General features: G+C 71.6%; 18 protein-coding genes. 7 read left to right on the top strand and 11 right to left on the bottom strand.

The window, feature by feature from the left end; genetic code table 11:
- Positions 1-3 precede the first annotated feature (3 nt).
- From ACLJN9_RS20200 to ACLJN9_RS20210, 3 genes are all read right to left on the bottom strand, one after another.
- Complete coding sequence (locus tag ACLJN9_RS20200; protein ID WP_410813015.1) at positions 4-1,359, bottom strand: aldehyde dehydrogenase family protein; 1,356 nt, start codon at positions 1,357-1,359, stop codon at positions 4-6.
- Between the two features lie 24 nt (positions 1,360-1,383).
- Positions 1,384-2,748: a glutamine synthetase family protein gene (locus tag ACLJN9_RS20205; protein WP_410813016.1), complete on the bottom strand. Its 1,365-nt coding sequence runs from the start codon at positions 2,746-2,748 to the stop codon at positions 1,384-1,386.
- A 92-nt stretch (positions 2,749-2,840) separates the two neighbouring features.
- Positions 2,841-3,104, bottom strand: coding sequence for a flavin reductase (locus ACLJN9_RS20210; protein ID WP_410813017.1), 264 nt, complete (start codon positions 3,102-3,104; stop codon positions 2,841-2,843).
- Between the two features lie 248 nt (positions 3,105-3,352).
- Between ACLJN9_RS20210 and ACLJN9_RS20215 the strand changes: the two genes are divergently transcribed.
- Both ACLJN9_RS20215 and ACLJN9_RS20220 read left to right on the top strand, forming a co-directional pair.
- Positions 3,353-4,150, top strand: coding sequence for a helix-turn-helix domain-containing protein (locus ACLJN9_RS20215; protein WP_410813018.1), 798 nt, complete (start codon positions 3,353-3,355; stop codon positions 4,148-4,150).
- Positions 4,141-4,332, top strand: a complete 192-nt coding sequence (locus ACLJN9_RS20220) for a DUF397 domain-containing protein (RefSeq protein WP_410813019.1) — start codon at positions 4,141-4,143, stop codon at positions 4,330-4,332. Before ACLJN9_RS20215 ends, ACLJN9_RS20220 begins: the two co-directional genes overlap by 10 nt.
- A gap of 115 nt (positions 4,333-4,447) precedes the next feature.
- Here ACLJN9_RS20220 and ACLJN9_RS20225 read toward each other — a convergent pair whose 3' ends face one another.
- From ACLJN9_RS20225 to ACLJN9_RS20235, 3 genes are all read right to left on the bottom strand, one after another.
- Positions 4,448-5,044, bottom strand: a complete 597-nt coding sequence (locus ACLJN9_RS20225; protein ID WP_410813020.1) for a TetR family transcriptional regulator — start codon at positions 5,042-5,044, stop codon at positions 4,448-4,450.
- Positions 5,034-6,581, bottom strand: coding sequence for an MFS transporter (locus ACLJN9_RS20230; RefSeq protein ID WP_410813021.1), 1,548 nt, complete (start codon positions 6,579-6,581; stop codon positions 5,034-5,036). Before ACLJN9_RS20230 ends, ACLJN9_RS20225 begins: the two co-directional genes overlap by 11 nt.
- 71 nt (positions 6,582-6,652) lie before the next feature.
- Positions 6,653-8,224: a DUF6194 family protein gene (locus ACLJN9_RS20235; protein WP_410813022.1), complete on the bottom strand. Its 1,572-nt coding sequence runs from the start codon at positions 8,222-8,224 to the stop codon at positions 6,653-6,655.
- A gap of 55 nt (positions 8,225-8,279) precedes the next feature.
- Here ACLJN9_RS20235 and ACLJN9_RS20240 point away from each other — a divergent pair, with 55 nt between their 5' ends.
- Positions 8,280-9,086 carry a MerR family transcriptional regulator gene (locus ACLJN9_RS20240; RefSeq protein WP_410813023.1) on the top strand — a complete coding sequence of 269 codons (807 nt, stop codon included), beginning with the start codon at positions 8,280-8,282 and terminating at the stop codon, positions 9,084-9,086.
- Here ACLJN9_RS20240 and ACLJN9_RS20245 read toward each other — a convergent pair.
- The 5 genes from ACLJN9_RS20245 to pcaF all read right to left on the bottom strand — a co-directional run bounded on the left by ACLJN9_RS20245 (position 9,046) and on the right by pcaF (position 15,654).
- The gene (locus ACLJN9_RS20245; RefSeq protein WP_410813024.1) at positions 9,046-10,599 is read right to left on the bottom strand and encodes an amino acid permease; all 1,554 of its coding nucleotides are present in this window, start codon (positions 10,597-10,599) and stop codon (positions 9,046-9,048) included. The genes ACLJN9_RS20240 and ACLJN9_RS20245 overlap by 41 nt on opposite strands.
- Positions 10,600-10,815: 216 nt before the next feature.
- The gene (locus ACLJN9_RS20250; protein ID WP_410813025.1) at positions 10,816-11,316 is read right to left on the bottom strand and encodes a DUF456 domain-containing protein; all 501 of its coding nucleotides are present in this window, start codon (positions 11,314-11,316) and stop codon (positions 10,816-10,818) included.
- On the bottom strand, positions 11,316-13,544 hold the full coding sequence (locus ACLJN9_RS20255; RefSeq protein ID WP_410813026.1) for a putative bifunctional diguanylate cyclase/phosphodiesterase: 2,229 nt from the start codon (positions 13,542-13,544) through the stop codon (positions 11,316-11,318). Before ACLJN9_RS20255 ends, ACLJN9_RS20250 begins: the two co-directional genes overlap by 1 nt.
- Positions 13,545-13,550: 6 nt before the next feature.
- The gene (locus ACLJN9_RS20260; protein ID WP_410813027.1) at positions 13,551-14,363 is read right to left on the bottom strand and encodes an SAM-dependent methyltransferase; all 813 of its coding nucleotides are present in this window, start codon (positions 14,361-14,363) and stop codon (positions 13,551-13,553) included.
- A gap of 85 nt (positions 14,364-14,448) precedes the next feature.
- Positions 14,449-15,654 carry a 3-oxoadipyl-CoA thiolase gene (gene pcaF, locus ACLJN9_RS20265; RefSeq protein ID WP_410813028.1) on the bottom strand — a complete coding sequence of 402 codons (1,206 nt, stop codon included), beginning with the start codon at positions 15,652-15,654 and terminating at the stop codon, positions 14,449-14,451.
- Between the two features lie 106 nt (positions 15,655-15,760).
- Here pcaF and ACLJN9_RS20270 point away from each other — a divergent pair, with 106 nt between their 5' ends.
- From ACLJN9_RS20270 to ACLJN9_RS20285, 4 genes are all read left to right on the top strand, one after another.
- Entirely contained in the window at positions 15,761-16,726 is a 966-nt protein-coding gene (locus ACLJN9_RS20270; RefSeq protein WP_410813029.1) for a glutathione S-transferase family protein, read from the top strand.
- Positions 16,719-17,375: a DUF998 domain-containing protein gene (locus ACLJN9_RS20275; RefSeq protein ID WP_410813030.1), complete on the top strand. Its 657-nt coding sequence runs from the start codon at positions 16,719-16,721 to the stop codon at positions 17,373-17,375. Before ACLJN9_RS20270 ends, ACLJN9_RS20275 begins: the two co-directional genes overlap by 8 nt.
- Before the next feature lie 223 nt (positions 17,376-17,598).
- Complete coding sequence (locus ACLJN9_RS20280; RefSeq protein WP_410813316.1) at positions 17,599-18,903, top strand: dicarboxylate/amino acid:cation symporter; 1,305 nt, start codon at positions 17,599-17,601, stop codon at positions 18,901-18,903.
- Between the two features lie 73 nt (positions 18,904-18,976).
- On the top strand, positions 18,977-20,044 hold the full coding sequence (locus ACLJN9_RS20285) for an NADH:flavin oxidoreductase/NADH oxidase (protein WP_410813031.1): 1,068 nt from the start codon (positions 18,977-18,979) through the stop codon (positions 20,042-20,044).
- Positions 20,045-20,175: the final 131 nt, after the last annotated feature.

The following is a 20,175-nucleotide window of genomic DNA, read 5'->3' on the forward strand; positions in this document are numbered from 1 at the left end:
GCGTCACCCCTCTGTCGCGAGAAACACGTTCTTGACGTCGGTGAAGGCGTGCAGCGCGTCCGGACCCAGCTCGCGGCCCAGCCCGGAGCGCTTCATTCCACCGAACGGGGTCCAGTAGCGCACCGAGGAGTGCGAGTTGACGCTGAGGTTGCCCGACTCGACGGCGCGGGCCATCCGGAGCGCACGACCCACGTCCCGGGTCCAGATCGAGCCGGAGAGGCCGTACTCGGTGTCGTTGGCGAGCCGGATCGCGTCGGCCTCGTCGTCGAACGGCAGCACCGAGACCACCGGGCCGAAGATCTCCTCCCGCCAGTGCCGGTCGGCCGGTGAGTCGGCCAGCAGCACGGTCGGGGCGTGCCAGAAGCCGGGGCCGTCGGGGCAGGAGCCGGTGAAGCCGACCTTCGCCCCGGCCAGGTAGCCGGCGACCCGGTCCCGCTGCGCCGCCGAGATCAGTGGGCCCATCTCGGCAGTGTCCAGGGCCGGATCCTCCACCCGCACCGCGCGTACCGCTGGCTCGAGCAGCGCCAGGAAACGGTCGTACGCGGGCCTCTGGATGAGGATCCGCGACCGCGCGCAGCAGTCCTGGCCCGCGTTGTCGAAGACCGCGGACGGCGCGGTCGCGGCGGCGCGCTCCAGGTCGGCGTCGGCGAACACGATGTTGGCGCTCTTGCCGCCCAGCTCCAGGGTGAGCCGCTTCACCTGGCTGGCACAGCCGGCCATGATCCGGGTGCCGACCTCGGTGGAGCCGGTGAAGCAGATCTTGCGGACCGCCGGGTGGCTGACGAATCGCTCCCCCACCACCGCGCCCGCACCGGGCAGGACGGTGAACACGTCATCGGGCAGGCCGGCCTCGCGGGCCAGCTCGGCCAGCCGCAGCGCGGTGAGCGGGGTCAGCTCGGCGGGCTTGAGCAGCACGGTGTTGCCGGCCGCGAGGGCCGGGGCGAACCCCCAGGCCGCGATCGGCATCGGGAAGTTCCACGGCACGATCACCCCGACCACGCCGAGCGGCTCGTGGAAGGTCACGTCCCACCCGCCGGCGACGGGGATCTGCCGCCCGGTCAACCGCTCCGGCGCGCCCGCGTAGTAGTCGAGGACGTCCCGGACGTTGCCGGCCTCCCAGCGGGCGTTTCCGATGGTGTGCCCCGAGTTGCGGACCTCCAGCGCGGCCAGTTCGTCCAGGTGCGCGTCCACCGCCGCGGCGAACCGCCGCAGCAGGCGCGCCCGATCCCCCGGCGCCACGGCCCGCCACGTCTCGAACGCCGCAGCGGCTCGCGCGATCGCCGCGTCCACCTCCGCGACCGAAGCCCCGGTGACCTCCCGGAACCCCAGCCCGGTAGCCGGATCCACCACCTGCGTCACGCCGGCACCTCCGTTCCCGCGTCGTCAGAGGCGTTCGAAGCCACGGGTCAGCTCCCAGTCCGTCACCGCCGCGTCGAAGGCCGCCAGCTCCACCCTGGCGTGGTTGGCGTAGTGGGCGACCACCTCGGCGCCGAACGCGTCCCGGGCCACCGTGGACGACTCCCAGAGGGCCAGGGCGTCGCGCAGGGTGCCGGGCACCCGCTCGGCCTCCGGGTCGTCGTACGCGTTGCCGGTGCACTCCCGGCCCAGCTCCAGCTCGCGGTCGATGCCGTGCAGCGCGCCGGCGACCAGCCCGGCGATCGCCAGGTACGGGTTGACGTCGGCGCCGGGCACCCGGTTCTCCACCCGCATGCCCTGCCCGTGCCCGACCACCCGGAGCGCGCAGGTGCGGTTGTCGACTCCCCAGCGCAGAGCGGTCGGGGCGAACGACCCCGGCTGGTAGCGCTTGTAGGAGTTGATGTTCGGTGCGAAGAACAGGCTGAACTCGCGCATGGTGGCCAGCAGACCGGCGAGCACCCGCTGCCCGGTCTCCGACAGGTGCGCAGGGCCGTCGCCGAGCATCGCCGAGGAGCCGGTGGTGTCCCGCAGAGAGAAGTGGATGTGGCAGGAGTTGCCCTCCCGCGCGTTGGGCTTGGCCATGAAGGTGAGCGCCATGCCCTCCTGGGCGGCGATCTCCTTCGCCCCGTTCTTGTAGATCACGTGGTGGTCGGCGCAGGCCACCGCCTCGTCGTAGCGGAACGCGATCTCGTGCTGGCCGAGGTTGCACTCGCCCTTGGCGCTCTCCGGGGTCAGCCCCGCGCCGGCCATCTCGGTGCGGATGCGGCGCAGCAGCGGCTCCACCCGGGCGGTGCCCAGCAGGGAGTAGTCCACGTTGTACTGGTTAGCGGGGGTCAGGTCGCGGTAGCCGCGCCGCCAGGCGTCCTCGTACGAGTCACGGAACAGCACGAACTCCAGCTCGGTGCCGGCGTACGCGGTCAGCCCGTGCTCGGCGAGCCGGTCCAGTTGCCGGCGCAGGATCTGCCGGGGTGAGGCGACCACGTCGCCGGAGCCGTCCAGCCAGGCCAGGTCGGCCAGCAGCAGCGCGGAGCCGGGCTGCCAGGGCACCCGACGCAGGGTGTCGAAGTCGGGCACCATCGCGAGGTCACCGTAGCCGCGTTCCCAGCTCGACATCGCATATCCGTCGACGGTGTTCATGTCGACGTCCACGGCGAGCAGGTAGTTGCACCCCTCGCTGCCGTTGGTCACCACCTGGTCGAGGAAGAACGGCGCGTGGAACCGTTTGCCCTGCAGGCGGCCCTGCATGTCGACCAGGGCCAGCACCACCGTGTCGATCTCACCCTCGGCGACGGCGACCCGCAGTTGTTCCAGCGTGAGCGGAGCTTTCCTCATCGACCGGCCTCCCTGACCAAGGTCTACTGGCAAACCCGATCACCGTCAATGCCCGGCGGGGATGTCGCGGTAAACGCGTTCGGCCGGGGCGGTCAGATCCGTCTCCGTGCCCAGCCGAGGAAGCGGTCGTGCAGGTCCGGCACGTGGTCCGGGTTGAGCTGGGCGAGCTGCGCCGTGGCCTCGGCCAGCAGTCCGCCGAGATAGAGGAGCAGGGCCGTGCGCTGGCCTCGGTACTCGACGAGCAGCGACAGCCGGGCCGGCTGGCAGGGCCACTCGGCGGCGCAGTTGCGGCACCGCCAGAGCGGGCGCATCGGCACGTGCGGGATCACCCGCCGACCCATCATCTGGTACGACACCAGCGGGCATGGCGACCCATCTCGGCCTCCTCGTGGTTGGAGGGGGCCACCCCGCTCCGGGGGAAGCGGGGGGCCCCGACAGGAACCCGATCCCGCTACTGTCAGCAAGGAACAGGTCCGTCTGAGTGACAGTCTGGTGAGGACAAAGCGCCCTCCGATACGTGCTCGACCCATCCGGGCCACCCGGTGGGCCGGCTGAGCACCCGCGGACAGCTCGCCGTTCCGATTGAGCGGAGATTGGGGATCCCATGGGGACAGCAACGGACTTCGTACTCGCCGAGGTGCGCCTGTTCCGGGCGTCGGTCGACCTGAGCCAGGACGAGTTCGGCCGGCAGATCGGCTACTCCGGGTCGCACGTCAGCTCCGTCGAGACCGGCTCCCGGCCGCCCACCCGGGAGTACATGAGGGCGATCGACGGGCACTTCCCGACCGGCGGCCGGTTCGAGCGGATGCTCAGCGAGCTGGCCCCGCTGGACGTCGACCCGACCTGGCTGCGGGAGTGGATCGAGTTCGAGCGCGAGGCCAGCACGCTGCGTTGGTTCGAGATCTCGTACGTCCCCGGCCTACTCCAGACCGAGCGGTACGCCCGTGCCACGCTGGCCGGCGGCCGGTTCACCGCCGACGAGGCCGACCGCATCGTGACGAGCCGCCTGGAGCGCCAGACCATCCTGACCAGGGACACACCCCCACAGCTCATCGCCGTGCTGGACGAGGCGATCCTGCGCCGCCCGGTGCTCGACGAACCGGGCCTCATGCTCCAACAGTGCGAACACCTCGCCGACCTGGCGACGCAGGAGCACGTCCAGGTGCACGTGGTGCCGCTCGACGCGGGCATGTATCTGGGTCTGGCCGGCCAGTTCATCATCGCCGAACTGCCCGACGGCACCCGGATCGCACACGCGGACAACCAGCTCACCGCGCAGATCGTCGATGCGCCCGCGGGCATTGCTAGGCTGGCAAAGACGTGGGAGATCGTGCGGAACGAGGCACTCCCCCGCCGGCAGTCGATCAAGCTGATCAAAGAGGTGGCGAAGTCATGGACGTGATGGCACCGCAGTGGCGCACGTCGACCAGGTCCGGCGGCAATGGCGGGTCCTGCGTCGAGGTCGCCGACAACCTGCCGGGTGTCGTGCTGGTCCGCGACTCAAAGGACCGGCAGGGTGGCACCCTGCACCTCACCCCCGGCTCGTGGCAGTCCTTCGTGGACCTGGCGAAGCAGACGACCTGACCGCACACCAGGCGATGGCGTCGGTCAGACCCGCGCCTGGGCCGCCCCAGCCCTGGGCACCTGCCCATGGCATGCGGACGGCCATCCGAACCGGTCGGCGAGCCTCGTCAGCTTCCTAGACGGCCGCATCGAACGGGAATCCCGCGGCCAGAAAGTCGAGCGCCTGCCCGACACGATCCAGGGACAGCTGCTCGGTGCCCATCACGCCGATGATCGAACCGACCACGGCGCCGGCGAACGCGCGGGACTCCAGGTCGCCGGCTGGCCGGCCCGTCCGCTCGGCCACCGCCCCGGCGAGCAGGTCGATCGTCCGCTGCACTTCGTCGAGCTGCGTGGCGCGCAGTTCCGGCACCGAGCGGATCAGCTTCTGCCGGGCCATCTCCCGATCGAGTTGTTCCTCGCTCATCGTGCCGAAGACGTGCTCCATCGAGTGCCGCAGCGCCGTCAGCAGCGGCACGTCGGCCGGCTGCTCCTGGAACGCCCGGATCATGATCGGGTCGTAGTCGTCGACCAGGACGAGCTGTTCCTTCGACGGGAAGTACCGGAAGAACGTGCTCGGCGAGATGTCGGACGCCTCCGCGATCTGTTCGACGGTCGTCTCGCCGTACCCCTTTTCGGCGAACAGCCGCATGGCCTGCTCGCGGATGGTGGCCCGGGTCCGGAGCTTCTTGCGCTCACGGAGCCCGAGCCCCACGCCTGGTTCAGTCGGCATGCAGTGATTCTGTCACCGGGGCCGGGCCGGGCACCGGCAGCCGCTCGGCCCCGGCGACCTCGACGGGCGCCTCGGGCCGGCGGGGCAGCAGCCAGAACGCGATCGCGGCGGCCAGCGCGCACAGCACCACGCAGACCCAGAGCGTCTGGTTCATCCCACTGACGAAGGCCGTGCGTACGGTGTTCAGCAGCGTCAGGTTTCCCTGTTGGGCGGCCACCGCGACACCGGCCGCGGCGCTGTCGGAGACCGGCTTCACCGCCGCGCTGCCGAGCCCGGTCTGGTAGCCGCCGCTGAGCACCGTGCCCAGCACGGCGACACCGATCGTGCCGCCGGCCTGGCGCAGCGCCTGGATCACCGCCGAGCCGGATCCGGCACGTTCGATCGACAGCGCGTCCATGGCCGCGCCCATGGTGGCCGGCATCGCGAGCCCCATTCCGCCACCGAGCAGCGCGATCCAGGCGGCCGTCCACCCGTACCCGGTGTCGACCGCCGTTCTCGCACCGAGCCCCAACGCGACCGTGAGCAGCACGAACCCGGTGCCGATCAGCGGGCCGGAGCCGACGGTGCGGGCGAGGCGGCCGCCGACCCGCGTGCCGACCACCAGACCGCCGATCATCGGAAGCAGCCGCACGCCGGTGCCCAGCGGGCTGACGCCGCCGACCGCCTGGAGGAACTGCGGCACGAGGAAAAGCAGGCCGAACATCGCGAAGTTGATCACCGTGGCCAGCCCCGAGCCGAGGGTGAACCCACGGCTGCGGAACAGGGCCAGATCGATCAACGGGTACGCCGCCCGTCGTTGCCGGGCGACGAACAGCACCAGCAACGCGACCCCGGCGGCGACCAGCGCCCAGTCGCCGAGATCGGACCACCCGTCCTGCCCGATTCGGATGAAGCCGTAGGTGAGCCCGAGCAGCCCGGCGGAGGAGAGCAGGATGCCCGGCAGGTCGGCCGGGCGGGAGTCGTTGCCCCGCGACTCGGGCACGAACAGTGCGACCGCGAGCATGCCGACCAGCACCAGCGGCACGTTGATCAGAAAGATCGAACCCCACCAGAAGTGCTCCAGGAACCAGCCGCCGAGGATCGGGCCGAGGGGCAGGCCGATCGCGGTCGAGGTGACCCAGATGGTCAGGGCCCGCCCACGCTCGCGGCTGTCCGGAAACAGCACGGGGAGCACGGCCATGGACAGCGGCATCATGACCGCGGCGCCGAGGCCGAGCGCGGCACGGGCCGCGATCAGGGTTTCGGCACTGCCGGCGTACGCGCAGAGCACCGAAGCGGCGCCGAAGAGCAGCAGTGCGCCCAGCAGGAAGCGCTTGCGGCCGAAGCGGTCGCCGAGCGAGCCGGCCGGCAGCAGCACCGCCGCGAGGACCAGCGTGTACGCCGAGGCGAACCACTGGAGCTGCGCGTTCGACGCGTCGAGGTCGACCGCCAGGGTCGGCACCGCGACGGTCAGCACCGTGGTGTCGAGACCGATGGTGAGCATCGCGACGGCCAGCGCCGCGAGCGCCAACCACCGGCTGGAACGAGACGTCGGCACGCCGACCACCCCCACTTTGAGAAGTTACTTCCAAGTGATAGTAACTCCTAAATTCTAGCGACTGCCATATTTCATGCCCGGCGAGCGGCACGTTCGTGGCGGTCGACCGCCCGCCCGTGGGCGATCGTGAGCAAACGGTCGATCTCGGGCAGCATCTGGGGGCCGGGCATGACGATGCTGCCGAAGCCGTGCAGCGCGTAGCCCGGGTGCGGCACGACGGTGTCCAGCCGGGTGAAGTCGTACTCGTGCCGGTGCTCCTCGAAGTCCTTCGGCGCGAACCCGAAGAGATTCTGGAACTCGGCTCGGCCCAGGTCGAGGTTGAGCCGGAAGACGCGGGGGCGGTCGAGGTGGGAGGCATCGTCGAAGCCGGGTACGTCGTGCTCGACGATGGTGGCGAACGGCTGGCGACGGTCCGGGCCGACGTAGAAGAAGCGGTCGCCCCAGGCGGCTTCCGGTGCTCCGTTGTCCTCGCCCGCCACGAACTGCTCGGCATCGGGCAGCGCGAGGATCCTGTCGGCGAGCACGGTCGGGTCGATGCCGGTCGGGACGTGGAGCACCGCATCGGCGTGCGCGATGGTCGCCTGGTCGAGCGGGACGTAGCGGTAGTCGTGTGTCCGTTTCTCGGCCGGCCGCACGTCCCCGGCGCGCACGTATCGGGGAAGCTGGTCGCCGTGCTGGAGTGTGCCCTCGTACGTCGAAGGGGTTGGTTCTTCGATGCCGAGCGCGGGGCTTGCGCCGAGGCTGCCGACGACCACCGCGTAGCGGTCGCCGAGCAGTGCTGCGACGATCGCGCCGGCGCCGAACCAGGACAGTTCGACTCCGGCCATCGTCATCGTGCTCGGGTGCCGCTGCAGGTGTGCGTTGTGCGCGAAGACCAGCGTCGGCCCGCGGTGCGCCTCGGCCGAGCGGATCGCGAGCAGGTTCTCGGCCATCAGCGCGTCACGGACGGCGCCCAGGCGGACGAAGCGTTGCTCCTGCGGGATCGGCGCGGCGGCCTCGGCGTGGTAGCGCAGCAGTGCGATCGCGCTCGTCGCCCGCACGAAGGCACCCCGCCAGCCCTCGGGCCGCCGGGGTGCCTGCAGGTACAGCTCGGTCAGCAGGTCGTCGGCGATCACCCGCAGGCGCTGGGCGTCCATCGAGCGCCCGATCGACCTGCCCGGCTCCCAGATCGCGGTCGGGTCGCTCCACCGGGCCTCGTCCCCGATCAGCTCGTCGATCTCCGCCGATCGGTCCGAGTCGAGGAAGTCGCACACCTGGGCGAGGTGACGCCGGGGGCTGGGGGCGCTCTGCATCTCCAGCGGGGCGTCGAAGCCGTGGAACGTCAGGCGCTCGGCAGCCGCTTTCCCGCTGTTCCAGTCACGCATCCAGAGCAGCAGGTCCCGGTTGGCCGGGGCGGCCCCGAACTCGTGGCTGAACCCCTCGACGAGCGCGCGGTCGAGCGTCACGTCGCCGCCCTGCACGAACTCGTCGGCGATCAGCCCGGCCGCCCGGTCGCTCTCCAAGGCGATCGACCGGTAGCCGCTCTCGACCAGCGAGGCGAAGGCGTCGTTGCGGATCTGCGGGAAGGCGGACTCGCCGTGGGTCGGCTCACCGAGCGCGAGCAGGGCCGGGGGTACGGCAAGCAGGTCAAGGAGGGACGTCATTGCATTGACGGTATCGTTGAACCACCGTTTGAGACTTCCGAGCGATTGAGCGCGAGTGAGAGCGACAAAACCCTCAAACACCGGGGTACGCCGACCAGCCGACCTCGCCCGCCTGCACGGCATCTCCACGCAGGCCGTGCGCAACTACGAAGCCGACGGCGTCCTACCACCGGCCGAGCGCGGATCCAACGGCTACCGCCGGTTCACCGAGGTGCACGCCACGGCGTTGAGCGCCTATCTCGCGCTGATCCCCGGTCATGGCTACGCGACCAGCGGCGGAATCATGCGCGCGGTCAACCGGGGCGAGATCGACACGGCGTTGCGGGCGATCGACGACAGTCATGCCCTGCTCCAGCGCGACCGGGAGACCCTGGACGCGGTCGAGGCTGCGGTCGCGATCCTCACCGGGACGCGGCGTGACCCTCAGAGCCGCAACGCCGTGCCGATCGGCGCGCTGGCACACCGGCTCGGCGTACGGCCGGCGACTCTGCGCAAGTGGGAACGGGCCGGGATCGTGCAGCCGGTGCGCGACCCGGTGACCCGCTACCGCGCCTACTCGCCGGACGACGTGCGCGACGCCGAACTCGCTCACCTGCTGCGCCGCGCCGGGTACCGGCTCGACCACATCGCCGCCGTGCTGCACCGGGTACGCGACGCCGGCGGCGCCGAACCGCTGGCCGCGTCGCTGCAACGGTGGCGGGAGCGGCTCACCGAGCGCGGCAGGGCCATGCTCACCGGGGCCGCCCGGCTCGCCGACCACCTCGGCAGCGGCACGACACCCACCATCGGGCCGCCGCAGGGCACGACCGGGCACTCCGCTCTCAGCGCGAATCCTCCTCCACGGGACGCCGGGGACCGGTGAACCACGTGCGGGCCGAGGCGTACCACCAGACGGCGACCACCAGCAGCACCCCGCCGACGGCGAGCGGCGCGTAGTTCACCGCCGACCAGGTGAACCCGTCGTTGCCGGGCACGCCGGTGGGAACGATCGGCAGCACGAAGTAGACCGCGATCACCGCGATCTCGATCACCGCGATCCAGCCGAGCAGCTTGTACTTGCGGCCGAGCGTCCACGGCCCGGGCACGAACCGGTCGCCGAGACGCAGTCGCAGGGCGATCGGAATGAGGAAGGACAGGTAGAGCCCGAGCACCGCGACGGAGACCACCGCGTAGAAGGCGATCGGGATCCCGGCCGAGCTTTCGTAGAGCGCCGGCAGGGTCAGCACCAGACCGGCCAGGGTGGCGCCGATGATCGCGTTGGCCGGGGTGCCGTTGCGGTCGACCTTGGACCAGAGCCGCCATCCCGGCACCGCCCGGTCGCGGCTGAACGCGTACGTCATGCGGCTCATCGACGTCACGCAGCTCATGCCGCAGAAGAACTGTCCGATGGTGGAGATGATGATGACGATCTTGAAGAAGACCGGCGTCAACGCGGATTCGAAGATGGCGCCGGAGAACCCGCCCGCGGCGTTGACCGCCTCGACGTCGGTGGCCGCGAAGAGGAACGCCAGCAGCAGGATCCAGCCGCCGACCGCCGAATAGAAGATCGACTGCCAGAGCCCCCGAGCCGCGGCCTGCGAGGCCCCCCGGGTCTCCTCGGAGACGTGCGCGCAGGCGTCGAAGCCGGTGATCGTGTACTGCGTGAGCAGGAAGCCCAGCGGCAGCACGTAGAACCAGAAGGTCAGCCCGCCGGTATCGCCGTCACCGAAGCCGGAGTTGTTGAACCGCTCGGTGAACACGAACTGGAAGCTCTGGTGGTTGTCCGGGACGAAGACCAGGATGGCCACCACGACGGCCGCGCCCGCCACGTGCCACCAGACCGAGACGTTCTGGAGTACGTCGATGATCCGGTGCCCGAAGATGTTGATCAGGCCGTGCAGCGCCAGGATGATCACGAAGAGGAGGAACGCCTGACGCAGCGTGCCGGCCCAGCCGTCGAAGAGCGCCGACAGGGTGAGGTTGAGAAACGTCGCGCAGCCGTAGTCGACCGAGGCGGTGACCGCGACCAGCCCGATCAGGTTCAGCCAGCCGGTGAACCAGCCGTGCACCGGGCGGCCCATGGTCGCCGCCCACCAGTAGATCCCGCCGGCGGTCGGGTACGCCGACACCAGCTCGGCCATGCAGAAGCCGATGATCAGGATGAAGAGCGAGATCAGCGGCCAGCCCCAGGAGATGGCGACCGGCCCGCCGTTGTTCCATGCCTGGCCGAAGGTGGTGAAGCAGCCGGCCAGGATCGAGATGATCGAGAACGAGATGGCGAAGTTGGAGAAGCCACTCCACTTGCGGCGCAGCTCCTGTTTGTAGCCGAGTTCGGCGAGCCGTCGGGCGTCGTCGTCCATCGGGTGCTCGGCGGTTGGCACGGGTGTCGTTGCCACTGCACACCTCCCTGAGGTGGTTCCGCGTGCGAGTGGGCAAAGTGTCATCCCGCCGATCAAGGCGGTCAATACGTCAACGGTGGGAATCTCGCCGCCGCCGCGGCACATTGCCCGGCTGTCCGTTGCGGCGGGCCAGGTCGGGCCCGAGGCGAGTCATCAGCATCAGAGGACCGATCCATGGATGCTGCTCGGTCTGCGATGGTCATCGCACGAGCGTCAGGTCAGGAGGAGGCCGGCGACCCAGAGCGCACCGACGGTCAGGCCGGCGCCGAACTCGACCAGCATGGACAGGCCGGCGGCCTTGACGGCCTGCTTGGTGGACGGCCAGGCCAGTCGGGAGTCACCCAGCCGCAGCCGCTCGGCGACAAAGACCCCGAGGACGAAGCCGAGCACCAGCCCGACCACCGGGATCACGAAGAAGCCGACCAGCCCGAGCAGACCGCCGGCGAGCAGCGAGGACGTCGGCACGCCCGTGCGTTTCAGGTTCCGCCCCGGCCAGGCGTACTTGACGACGGTGCCGCCGGCGGCGACCAGCGTCGCGGCCGCGAGCACCGCCCACCGGGCGACACCGGGCCCGCCAAACAGGGCCCAGACCAGCACCCCGGCCCAGCACAGCGGGAGTGCCGGCAGGCCCGGCACCACGACGCCGGCCAATCCGAGGAGGATCGCCAGCCCGGCGAGGACGGTGACCGCCGCCTGGGTGTCCGTCACGCTCATCACGCCACCTCCGTGCCGCGCCGGCCGACGCCATCCGGCGGACCGGCCGGCGTCAGCGTCGATCCAGGATCGACGGCGGCGCGCAGCCGGTCGGTGATGCGCTCGGCCGGTGCCGGCGCACCGAAGAACCGCCCCTGCCCGGTGTCGCAGCGCAGCGCCCGCAGCCGCTCCGCCTGTATCGCGGTCTCCACCGCCTCGGCGGTGACCCACAGCTCCAGCGCGTGCGCCAGGCGGACCAGCGCGTCCACGATCCGCTCGTCGCGGTGGTCAGCCGCGAGGTCCGATCCGTCCGCGCCGATGCCCTCGACGAACGGCCCGGCCAGCTTCAGACAGTGGATCGGCAGCCGCCGCAGGTACGCCAGGTTGGAGTAGCCGGTCCCGAAATCGTCCACCGCCAGCCGTACGCCCAGCGCGGCCAGCCGGTGCAGGCTGCGCAGAGGCTCGTCGGCACTGCCCATCACGGCGCTCTCGGTCAACTCCAGCTGGAGCAGATCCGCTGGCAGTCCGCTGGTGCGCAGCGCGTCGGCCACGGTCTCCACGATCGCCGGGTCATCGGCCTGCCGGCCGGCCAGGTTGACGCTGACCACCAGCCGGGCATCCGGGAACTGCCGCCGCCACCGCTCGGCGTCGCGGCAGGCCCGCCGCAGCACCCACTCGCCGAGCCGGACGATCAGGCCGGTCTCCTCGGCCAGGCCGATGAAGCGGTCCGGCCCGATCAGGCCCAGCTCCGGGTGCTCCCACCGCACCAGCGCCTCGACCGCGAGCATGTTGCCCTCCAACAGCGACACGATCGGCTGGTAGTGCAGCACGAACTCGCCCCGGTCCAGTGCCGCCGGCAGCTCGGCGACCAGCGCGGACCGGGCGATGTCCCGGGCGCTGCGCTCCGGGTCGTAGACGGCCCACCGGCCCCGGCCGGCCGCCTTGGCCCAGTAGAGAGTGGTGTCCGCGGCCTTCATCAACGCCGACGCGGTTGTCTCCCCCGCCGGAAACTCCACGATGCCGACGCTGGCCGACACGGCCAGTTGCTGGTCGCCGACGTGCACCGGAGCGGCGACGGCGGCCAGCGCGGCCTCCGCCACGGACACCGCACCGTCGATGTCGTCCCCACCGTCGACCAGGATGACGAACTCGTCGCCGCCCATCCGGGCGACCAGGTGCCCGTGGTCGGCCACGCACTCGGCGAGCCGACGGCCGATCACCACCAACAGCCGGTCACCGAGATCGTGCCCCAGACTGTCGTTGATCGCCTTGAAGCCGTCCAGGTCGAGGAAGCACACACCGACCCGCCGACCCGGTCCGGCGGTGTCGAGGACCCGGCCCAGCGTCTCGAAGAACAGCGTCCGGTTGGGCAACCCGGTCAGCGGATCGTGCAGCGCCTGGAAGCGCAACCGCTGCTGGAGTTCGTACCGCTCGGTGATGTCCTCGATCATCGCGACGGTGAACCGGGGCCGGCCGTCGTCGTGCCGGATCAGCGAGACGGCCAGATCCGTCCAGACCACCGTGCCGTCCTTGCGGTGGTAGCGCTTCTCCACCCGGACCAGATCCTGCTTGCCCTCGACCAGTTCCTGGTACAACTCCCACATCCCGGCGGCGTCGTCGGCGTGGAACATCCCCGCGACGTTGGTCTTCCGCAGCTCCTCGATCGAGTAGCCGAGCATGTCGGCGAACGCCTGGTTGACGTCGATGATCCGGCCGTCCACCCCGGCGATGCCGATTCCGATCGCCGCCCCGGTGAAGACCGCACGGAACCGCGCCTCGCTGTCGCGCAGCGCCTGCTCCACCTCGTCGCGCGCCTGCCATGCCGAGCGGGCGATCCGCTCCTGCTGGGTGAAGGTGCGGTCGCGCAGCGCGCGGGCGAACCCGGCGGCCAGCCCGCCCTGCACGGCAGCGATCCGGTCGGTCAGGTCCGCTGGCCGAGCCTCGGCGGCCAGGACACGGCGGGGGAAATCCACCGCGAGGGCGCGCAGCAACCACTCCAGTGCCCGAGGCTCGGTCAGGTGTGCCTCCACCAGGGCCCGCCCGACCTCCTCGGCGGGACGGGTCGAGAACCGCTCGGCCAGCACCGCCTCGGCCAGCCGCACCGTGTGCGCCAGCAGCAACCGCTCGGTCTCCGCCGCGCTGTGCGGCACGAAACCGAGGCGGCGTACCGCGCGGGCCCAGTCGGCGGCGTAGCCACGGGCATCGGCACGGCCGACGTCGACCCCCGCGGGATCCGGGAGGACGGCCACCGGAGATCAGCCGGCGGGCTGGTCGTACCGGGCGACTGCCCCGAACGCGCCGAACCGCTCGGGGTGCTCGTCGGTGTCCGACGGCGAGTCGGGACGCCAGAGCGGCATGTGCACCACTCCCGGTTCGAGGATCGTCCAGTCGCCGAAGAAGCCACTGACCTGCGCGCGTGAGCGGAGCGTGATCTCGGTGTCCGTCCGCGCGGACAGCCGCTGGGCGTCCAGCATCTCCTGCGGCTGGTCCTCGAAGGTGGAGTGCGAGATGACCAGGAAGCTGCCCGGCGCGGCGGCGGCCCGCAGGGTGGCCAGGATGTCCTCGGGCCGGTCGGCGTTCGGGACGAAGTGCACCACCCCGGCCAGCAGGATGCCCATCGGCCGGCCGAAGTCGATCAGCCCGAGCTGCCGGGTCTCGGCGAGGATCCGCTCCGGCTCACGCAGGTCGGCGTGGATCACCCCGGTCAGCTCGTTGCCGGCGAGCAGCTCCCGGCTGTGCGCGACAGCCACCGGGTCGATGTCGACGTAGACCACGCGGGCCTTCGGGTTCGTCCCCTGAGCCACCTCGTGCACGTTGCCGACGGTGGGAATTCCCGAGCCGATGTCGAGGAACTGGTCGATGCCGGCATCGAGCAGCACCCGGACGGCCCGGCGCAGGAACTCCCGGCCGGAGCGCATGGTGGCGGCGAGATTCGGGGTCATGCCGGCGATCTGCTCGGCCAACTGCCGATCGATCTCGAAGTTGTGCGCCCCGCCCAGAAAATAGTCGTACACCCGGGCCGCACTCGGCCTGGTCAGATCGATCTCGGTCGGCAGTCCGTCCGGCATCAGCGTGCTCCCCAGTTGTGTGGTGTGGACCACTCTAGGCCGCTGACGCCCCCGTCCGGGAGATCCCCTCACGCTCTTTGCACGCTCAGTCGGCCGACTCCAGCAGCAGCGAGATGCCCTGCCCGACACCGATGCACATGGTGGCCAGTGCACGTCGGCCACCGCGCCGCCGCAACTCCAGGGCGGCGGTCATCGCCAACCGGGCGCCACTGGCACCCAGCGGGTGCCCCAGCGCGATGGCGCCACCGTTCGGGTTGACGTGCTCGGCGTCCACGGGCAGCCCCAGCTCCCGCAGCACCGCCACCGACTGCGCGGCGAACGCCTCGTTCAGCTCGATCACGTCCACCGCGCCCAACTCGACGCCGACCCGGTCGAGCAGCCTGCGGGTGGCCGGCACCGGGCCGATCCCCATGATCCGGGGCGGCACGCCCGCCGCCGCCGCGCCGCTAATCCGCGCCAGCGGGGTGAGGCCGTAGCGGGCCACCGCGGCGGCGCTGGCCACCAGCAGCGCGACCGCGCCGTCGTTGACGCCCGAGGAGTTGCCGGCGGTCACCGTGCCGCCCGCCCGGAACGGCGTGGGCAGCGCGGCCAGCTTCTCCAGCGAGGTCTCCCGGGGGTGCTCGTCGAGGGTGACCAGCCGGGTCTCCCGCCGGCCCGCCGGCACCGGGACCGGCACGATCTCCTCGGCGAACCGTCCGTCGGCCTGCGCCTTGGCCGCGCGCTGCTGCGAGCGGTACGCGAAGGCGTCCTGCTCGGCCCGGCTGACGTCGTACTCGGCGGCCACGTTCTCCGCCGTCTCCGGCATCGAGTCGATCCCCCAACCGTCCCGCATCAGCGGGTTGACCAGCCGCCAGCCCAGCGTGGTGTCGTACACCTCGGCCGAACGGGAGTACGCGGAGGTCGCCTTCGGCAGCACGAACGGCGCCCGACTCATGCTCTCCACCCCGCCCGCGACGACCAGGTCCGCCTCCCCGGCCACGATGGACCGGGCGGCGGTGGCCAGGGCGTCCAGCCCGGAGCCGCAGAGCCGGTTGACGGTGCTGCCCGGCACCTCTTCGGGCAGGCCGGCCAGCAGCGCCGCCATCCGGGCCACGTTGCGGTTGTCCTCGCCGGCCTGGTTGGCGCACCCGAGCACGACGTCGTCGACCCGGGCCCAGTCCACCGACGGATGACGGGCAACCAGTTCGCGGATCACGTGCGCGGCCAGGTCGTCGGGGCGTACGCCGGCCAACGCGCCGGCGTACCGGCCGATCGGGGTGCGGACACCGGCCACCAGGTATGCCACGGTCATCGCGAGTCCTTCGGGGGTGGGAAGGGCGGGGGTGGGGGCGCCCGCCGGGTCACGGCGACTCCCCGGCCGCCAGGATATCCACGGGCGCAGCGGATAGGTTGACGGCATGGCCCGGGCCCAGTTCAGCGCAGAGACCAGCGGCGGTGGCGCTTTCGTCCGCCAGCCCAACCGGTTCACCGGCCGGGTCACCCCGGATTCGACCTCTCCGCCCGGCGGCGGCCCCGACGACCAGGGCCGCTGGCCGCTGGAGGCGGGCCGCTACCGGCTGATCTGGTGTCGCGCCTGCCCGTGGGCGCACCGGGCCCGCATCGTGCGGGGTCTGCTCGGGCTGGACGACGCGATCTCGCTGGGCACCGTCGACCCGATCCGCGACGAGCGGGGCTGGGCGTTCGCCCTCGACCCGGACGGGTTCGACCCGGTCCTCGGCGTCAGCTTCCTCTCCGAGACGTACCTGGCCACCGACCCGGACTACACCGGCCGGGTGACCGTGCCGGCACTGGTCGACTCGCTGACCGGCCGGGTGGTCACCAACGACTATCCGCAGCTCACCCTCGACCTCTCCACGCAGTGGCGGCGGCTGCACGCCCCGGGCGCACCGGATCTGTACCCGGTCGGGCAGCGCCCCGAGATGGACGCGCTGATGGCCGACATCCACGCCGACGTCAACAACGGTGTCTACCGGTGCGGCTTCGCCACCTCGCAGGAGGCGTACGACGAGGCGTTCCGGGGGCTCTTCGCCCGGCTGGACACGCTCTCCGAGCGGCTGACCGACCAGCGCTACCTGATGGGCGACGCGATCACCGAGGCCGACGTCCGGCTGTTCACCACGCTGGTCCGCTTCGACGCCGCGTACCACGGGCACTTCACGTGCAACCGGCAGAAACTGACCGAGATGCCGGTGCTCTGGGCGTACGCCCGGGACCTGTTCCAGACCCCCGGGTTCGGCGAGACCGTGGACTTCGACCACATCAAGCGGCACTACTACGGCACCCACCGGCAGATAAACCCCACCGGCATCGTGCCGCTCGGCCCCGACGAGTCCGGCTGGGCGACGCCGCACGCGCGTGGCTGAGCCCGGTCGACCCGGCAGCACGACGGCACCCGCCGTCCGCGCGGACGTCGCGCGCCGGGCCGCCGCGTCGGCCGCGGTCGGCAGCACCCTGGCCGGCGCGGTCGCGGTGACCGTCGCGGTGGTCGCCGGTCCCGGTCCGGGCCTCACGGGGTACGTCAGCGAGGCCGGCATCGCCGGCAGTGCGCACGCCACCACGTACCGGATCGGGATCCTCGCGCTGGCCGGCGGGCTGCTGTTGCTCGCCGCGGCGCTGCCCCCCGGCGTGCGGGCGGCGCCGGCACTGCTCGCCGTCGGTGCCGTGTTCTCCTCCGTGTCCGGAGCGGTGACCTGCTCCGCCGGCTGCCCGCTGCCGCCGTTCGAGCGATCCACGGTGGCGGACCTGGTGCACGGCGGGGCGAGCATCGTGGCGACCGCGGCGGTGGTGCTCGCGATGGTCGCGCTCGCCGTGTCCGGCGCGGCCGGCCCGGCGGTGCGCCGGTTGGCCGGAGGGGTCGCCGGGCTGGCGTTGCCGCTCTGCGCCGCGGTGGGGCTGGCTCTGCTCCTCGTCGGTCGCGGCGAGCTGGTGGGCGTGCTGGAACGGCTGATCCTCGCGCTCGCGGTGCTGTGGGGCCTGGTCACCGCCACCGTGCTGGCACTGGACCGTCGCTGAGCGGGCGTGCACGCCTACTGTAAGGAGCCTCACGATCAACGGTCCTTCCGCGTCGGGAAAGGGCGCGCGTATCGTTGGCCGGCGATGACCAATGTCTGGGACCTCACCGTCCGCCTGTATGTCGATCTCCGACTGCAGGCCAGCGGCGTCTGTCCGGCGTAGCCGCGCTTCCACGCCTCCCGACCAGACCAGACAATTGGACAGACTGCTCATGCCCTTCGGCCTGCGTAAAATTCCCTTCTCCGTGCAGATCCTGCTCGGCCTGGTGCTCGGTGTGGCGCTCGGCTTCGTGGCCCGCGCCAACGACGTGAGCTGGCTGACCACCACCCTGCACACCGTCGGCGGCCTCTTCGTCCAGCTGCTCAAACTGGCTGTGCCGCCACTGGTGTTCACCGCCATCGTGGTCAGCGTGGTCAGCCTGCGCGGCGTGGCCAACGCCGCCCGGCTCGCCCTGAAGACCCTGCTGTGGTTCGGCATCACCGCGCTGATCTCGGTCGGCATCGGCATCGGCCTCGGCCTGCTCACCAACCCGGGCAAGGGCGTGACCCTCGACCTGGGCGGCGCGGCAGCGCCGAAGACCACCGGTTCCTGGACCGACTTCCTCACCGGCATCGTGCCCACCAACCCGGTCGGCGCGTTCGTCGAGGGCAACGTGCTCCAGATCGTCTTCCTCGCCCTCGTGGTCGGTGCCGCGGCGCTGCTGGTCGGTGACGCCGCCGAGCCGTTCGTGGCACTGAACCGCTCGTTGCTGCAGATCGTCCAGAAGGCGCTCTGGTGGGTGATCCGGCTCGCCCCGATCGGCACCCTCGGCCTGATCGGCAACGCCGTCGCCTCGTACGGCTGGGACCTGCTGGCCCCGCTCGCGAAGTTCACCACCGCCGTCTACGTCGGCTGCGCCATCGTGCTGTTCGTGGTCTACCCGCTGGTGCTGATCCTCGCCGGCCGGCTCAACCCGCTGCGCTTCTTCGCCGGCGCCTGGCCGGCGATCGAGCTGGCGTTCGTGTCCCGCTCGTCGGTGGGCACCATGCCGGTGACCCAGCGCTCCGTCGAGCGGCTCGGCGTGCCCCGCGAGTACGCCTCGTTCGCCGTGCCGTTCGGCGCCACCACGAAGATGGACGGCTGTGCCGCGATCTATCCGGCGCTCGCCGCGATCTTCGTGGCCCAGGTGTTCGGCGTGCACCTCGGCGTCACCGACTACCTGCTGATCGCCTTCGTCTCGGTGGTCGGTTCGGCGGCCACCGCCGGTCTGACCGGCGCGATCGTGATGCTCACCCTCACCCTGAGCACGCTGGGCCTGCCCCTGGCCGGCGCCGGCCTGCTGCTGGCCATCGACCCGATCCTGGACATGATCCGGACGGCCACCAACGTGGCCGGGCAGGCGCTGGTGCCGACCGTCGTCGCGGCCCGCGAGGGCACCCTCGACCGGGTCGCGTACGAGTCCGCCGGCCGGCGGGACCTGACCGACCCGGAGCCGCTCGCGGACACCCGGCCCGACCGGCGGGACGAGCTCAGCCCCGTTCCCGCCTGATCATTGTCACGAACCCGCGATGGGCCTCTCCCGCCGAGAGGCCCATCGCGTGTTTCTTCGAGAGGATGCCGAGATGAGTTCCCTGTTCACGCCGCTGAGCCTGCGTGCCGTCACCCTGCCGAACCGGATCGCCATGGCACCGATGTGCCAGTACTCCGCCGGCCCGGACGGTCTGCCCACCGACTGGCACCTCATCCATCTCGGCACCCGCGCGATCGGCGGGGTCGGGCTGGTGCTCACCGAGGCGACGGCCGTGCTGCCGGAGGGGCGGATCACCCCGCAGGACACCGGGCTGTGGTCGGCCGCGCACGTCGACGCGTGGCGTCCGGTGACCGCGTTCGTCGCCGGCCAGGGCGCCGTTCCCGCAGTGCAGCTGGCCCACGCCGGTTTCAAGGCGTCCACCTACCGACCGTGGGCCGGGGCCTCGGGCGGCGTACCGGACGCCGAGGGCGGCTGGGCGCCCGTCGGCCCCGGGGCGGATCCGTTCGTCGCCGGCTACCGGGTGCCGACCGCCCTCGACACGGCCGGAATCGCGGGTGTGGTCGATGCCTTCGCCACCGCCGCCGGGCGCGCGCTGGACGCCGGATTCGCCGCCGTGGAGATCCACGCCGCGCACGGCTACCTGCTGCACGAGTTCCTCTCGCCGCTGACCAACCACCGCACCGACTCCTACGGCGTCGACCGGGCCGGCCGGATGCGGCTCACCCTGGAAGTGGCCCGCGCGGTCCGCGCGACGGTCGGCGAGGACGTACCGGTGCTGACCCGCATCTCCGCCACCGACTGGGTCGAGGGCGGCTGGACCGCCGAGGACAGCGTCGTGCTCGCCGCGGAGCTGGCCGGCGCCGGTGTGGACCTGGTCGACGCCTCCAGCGGCGGCGCGCACCCGAACGCGCGTGTTCCGATGGGCCCCGGCTACCAGGTGCCGCTGGCTGCCCGGATCCGCCGCGAGGCCGGTGTGCCGACCGGTGCCGTAGGCCTGATCGTCGAGCCGGAGCACGCCGAACAGATCGTCGCCGGCGGCGAGGCCGACCTGGTGCTGCTCGGCCGGGAGCTGCTGCGCGACCCGTACTGGCCGCTGCGCGCCGCCGCCAAGCTGGGCGTCCCCTACACCGGCCCCGCCCAGTACGCCCGCGCCGCCTAACCCCACCCCACCCGCCCCCACCCCGTCGTCTAGGGCAGATCGTTGCTTGTTGATCTCCCGTAGCAGCGAAATGCCCTAGAACGACGCGCGGGGCGGGCGGGGCGGGCGGGGAGGGGGAGGAGGCGGGGGAG

The organism is Micromonospora sp. 067-2 (genome assembly GCF_046549295.1).
In the GTDB taxonomy this organism is placed as follows: Bacteria; Actinomycetota; Actinomycetes; order Mycobacteriales; family Micromonosporaceae; genus Micromonospora.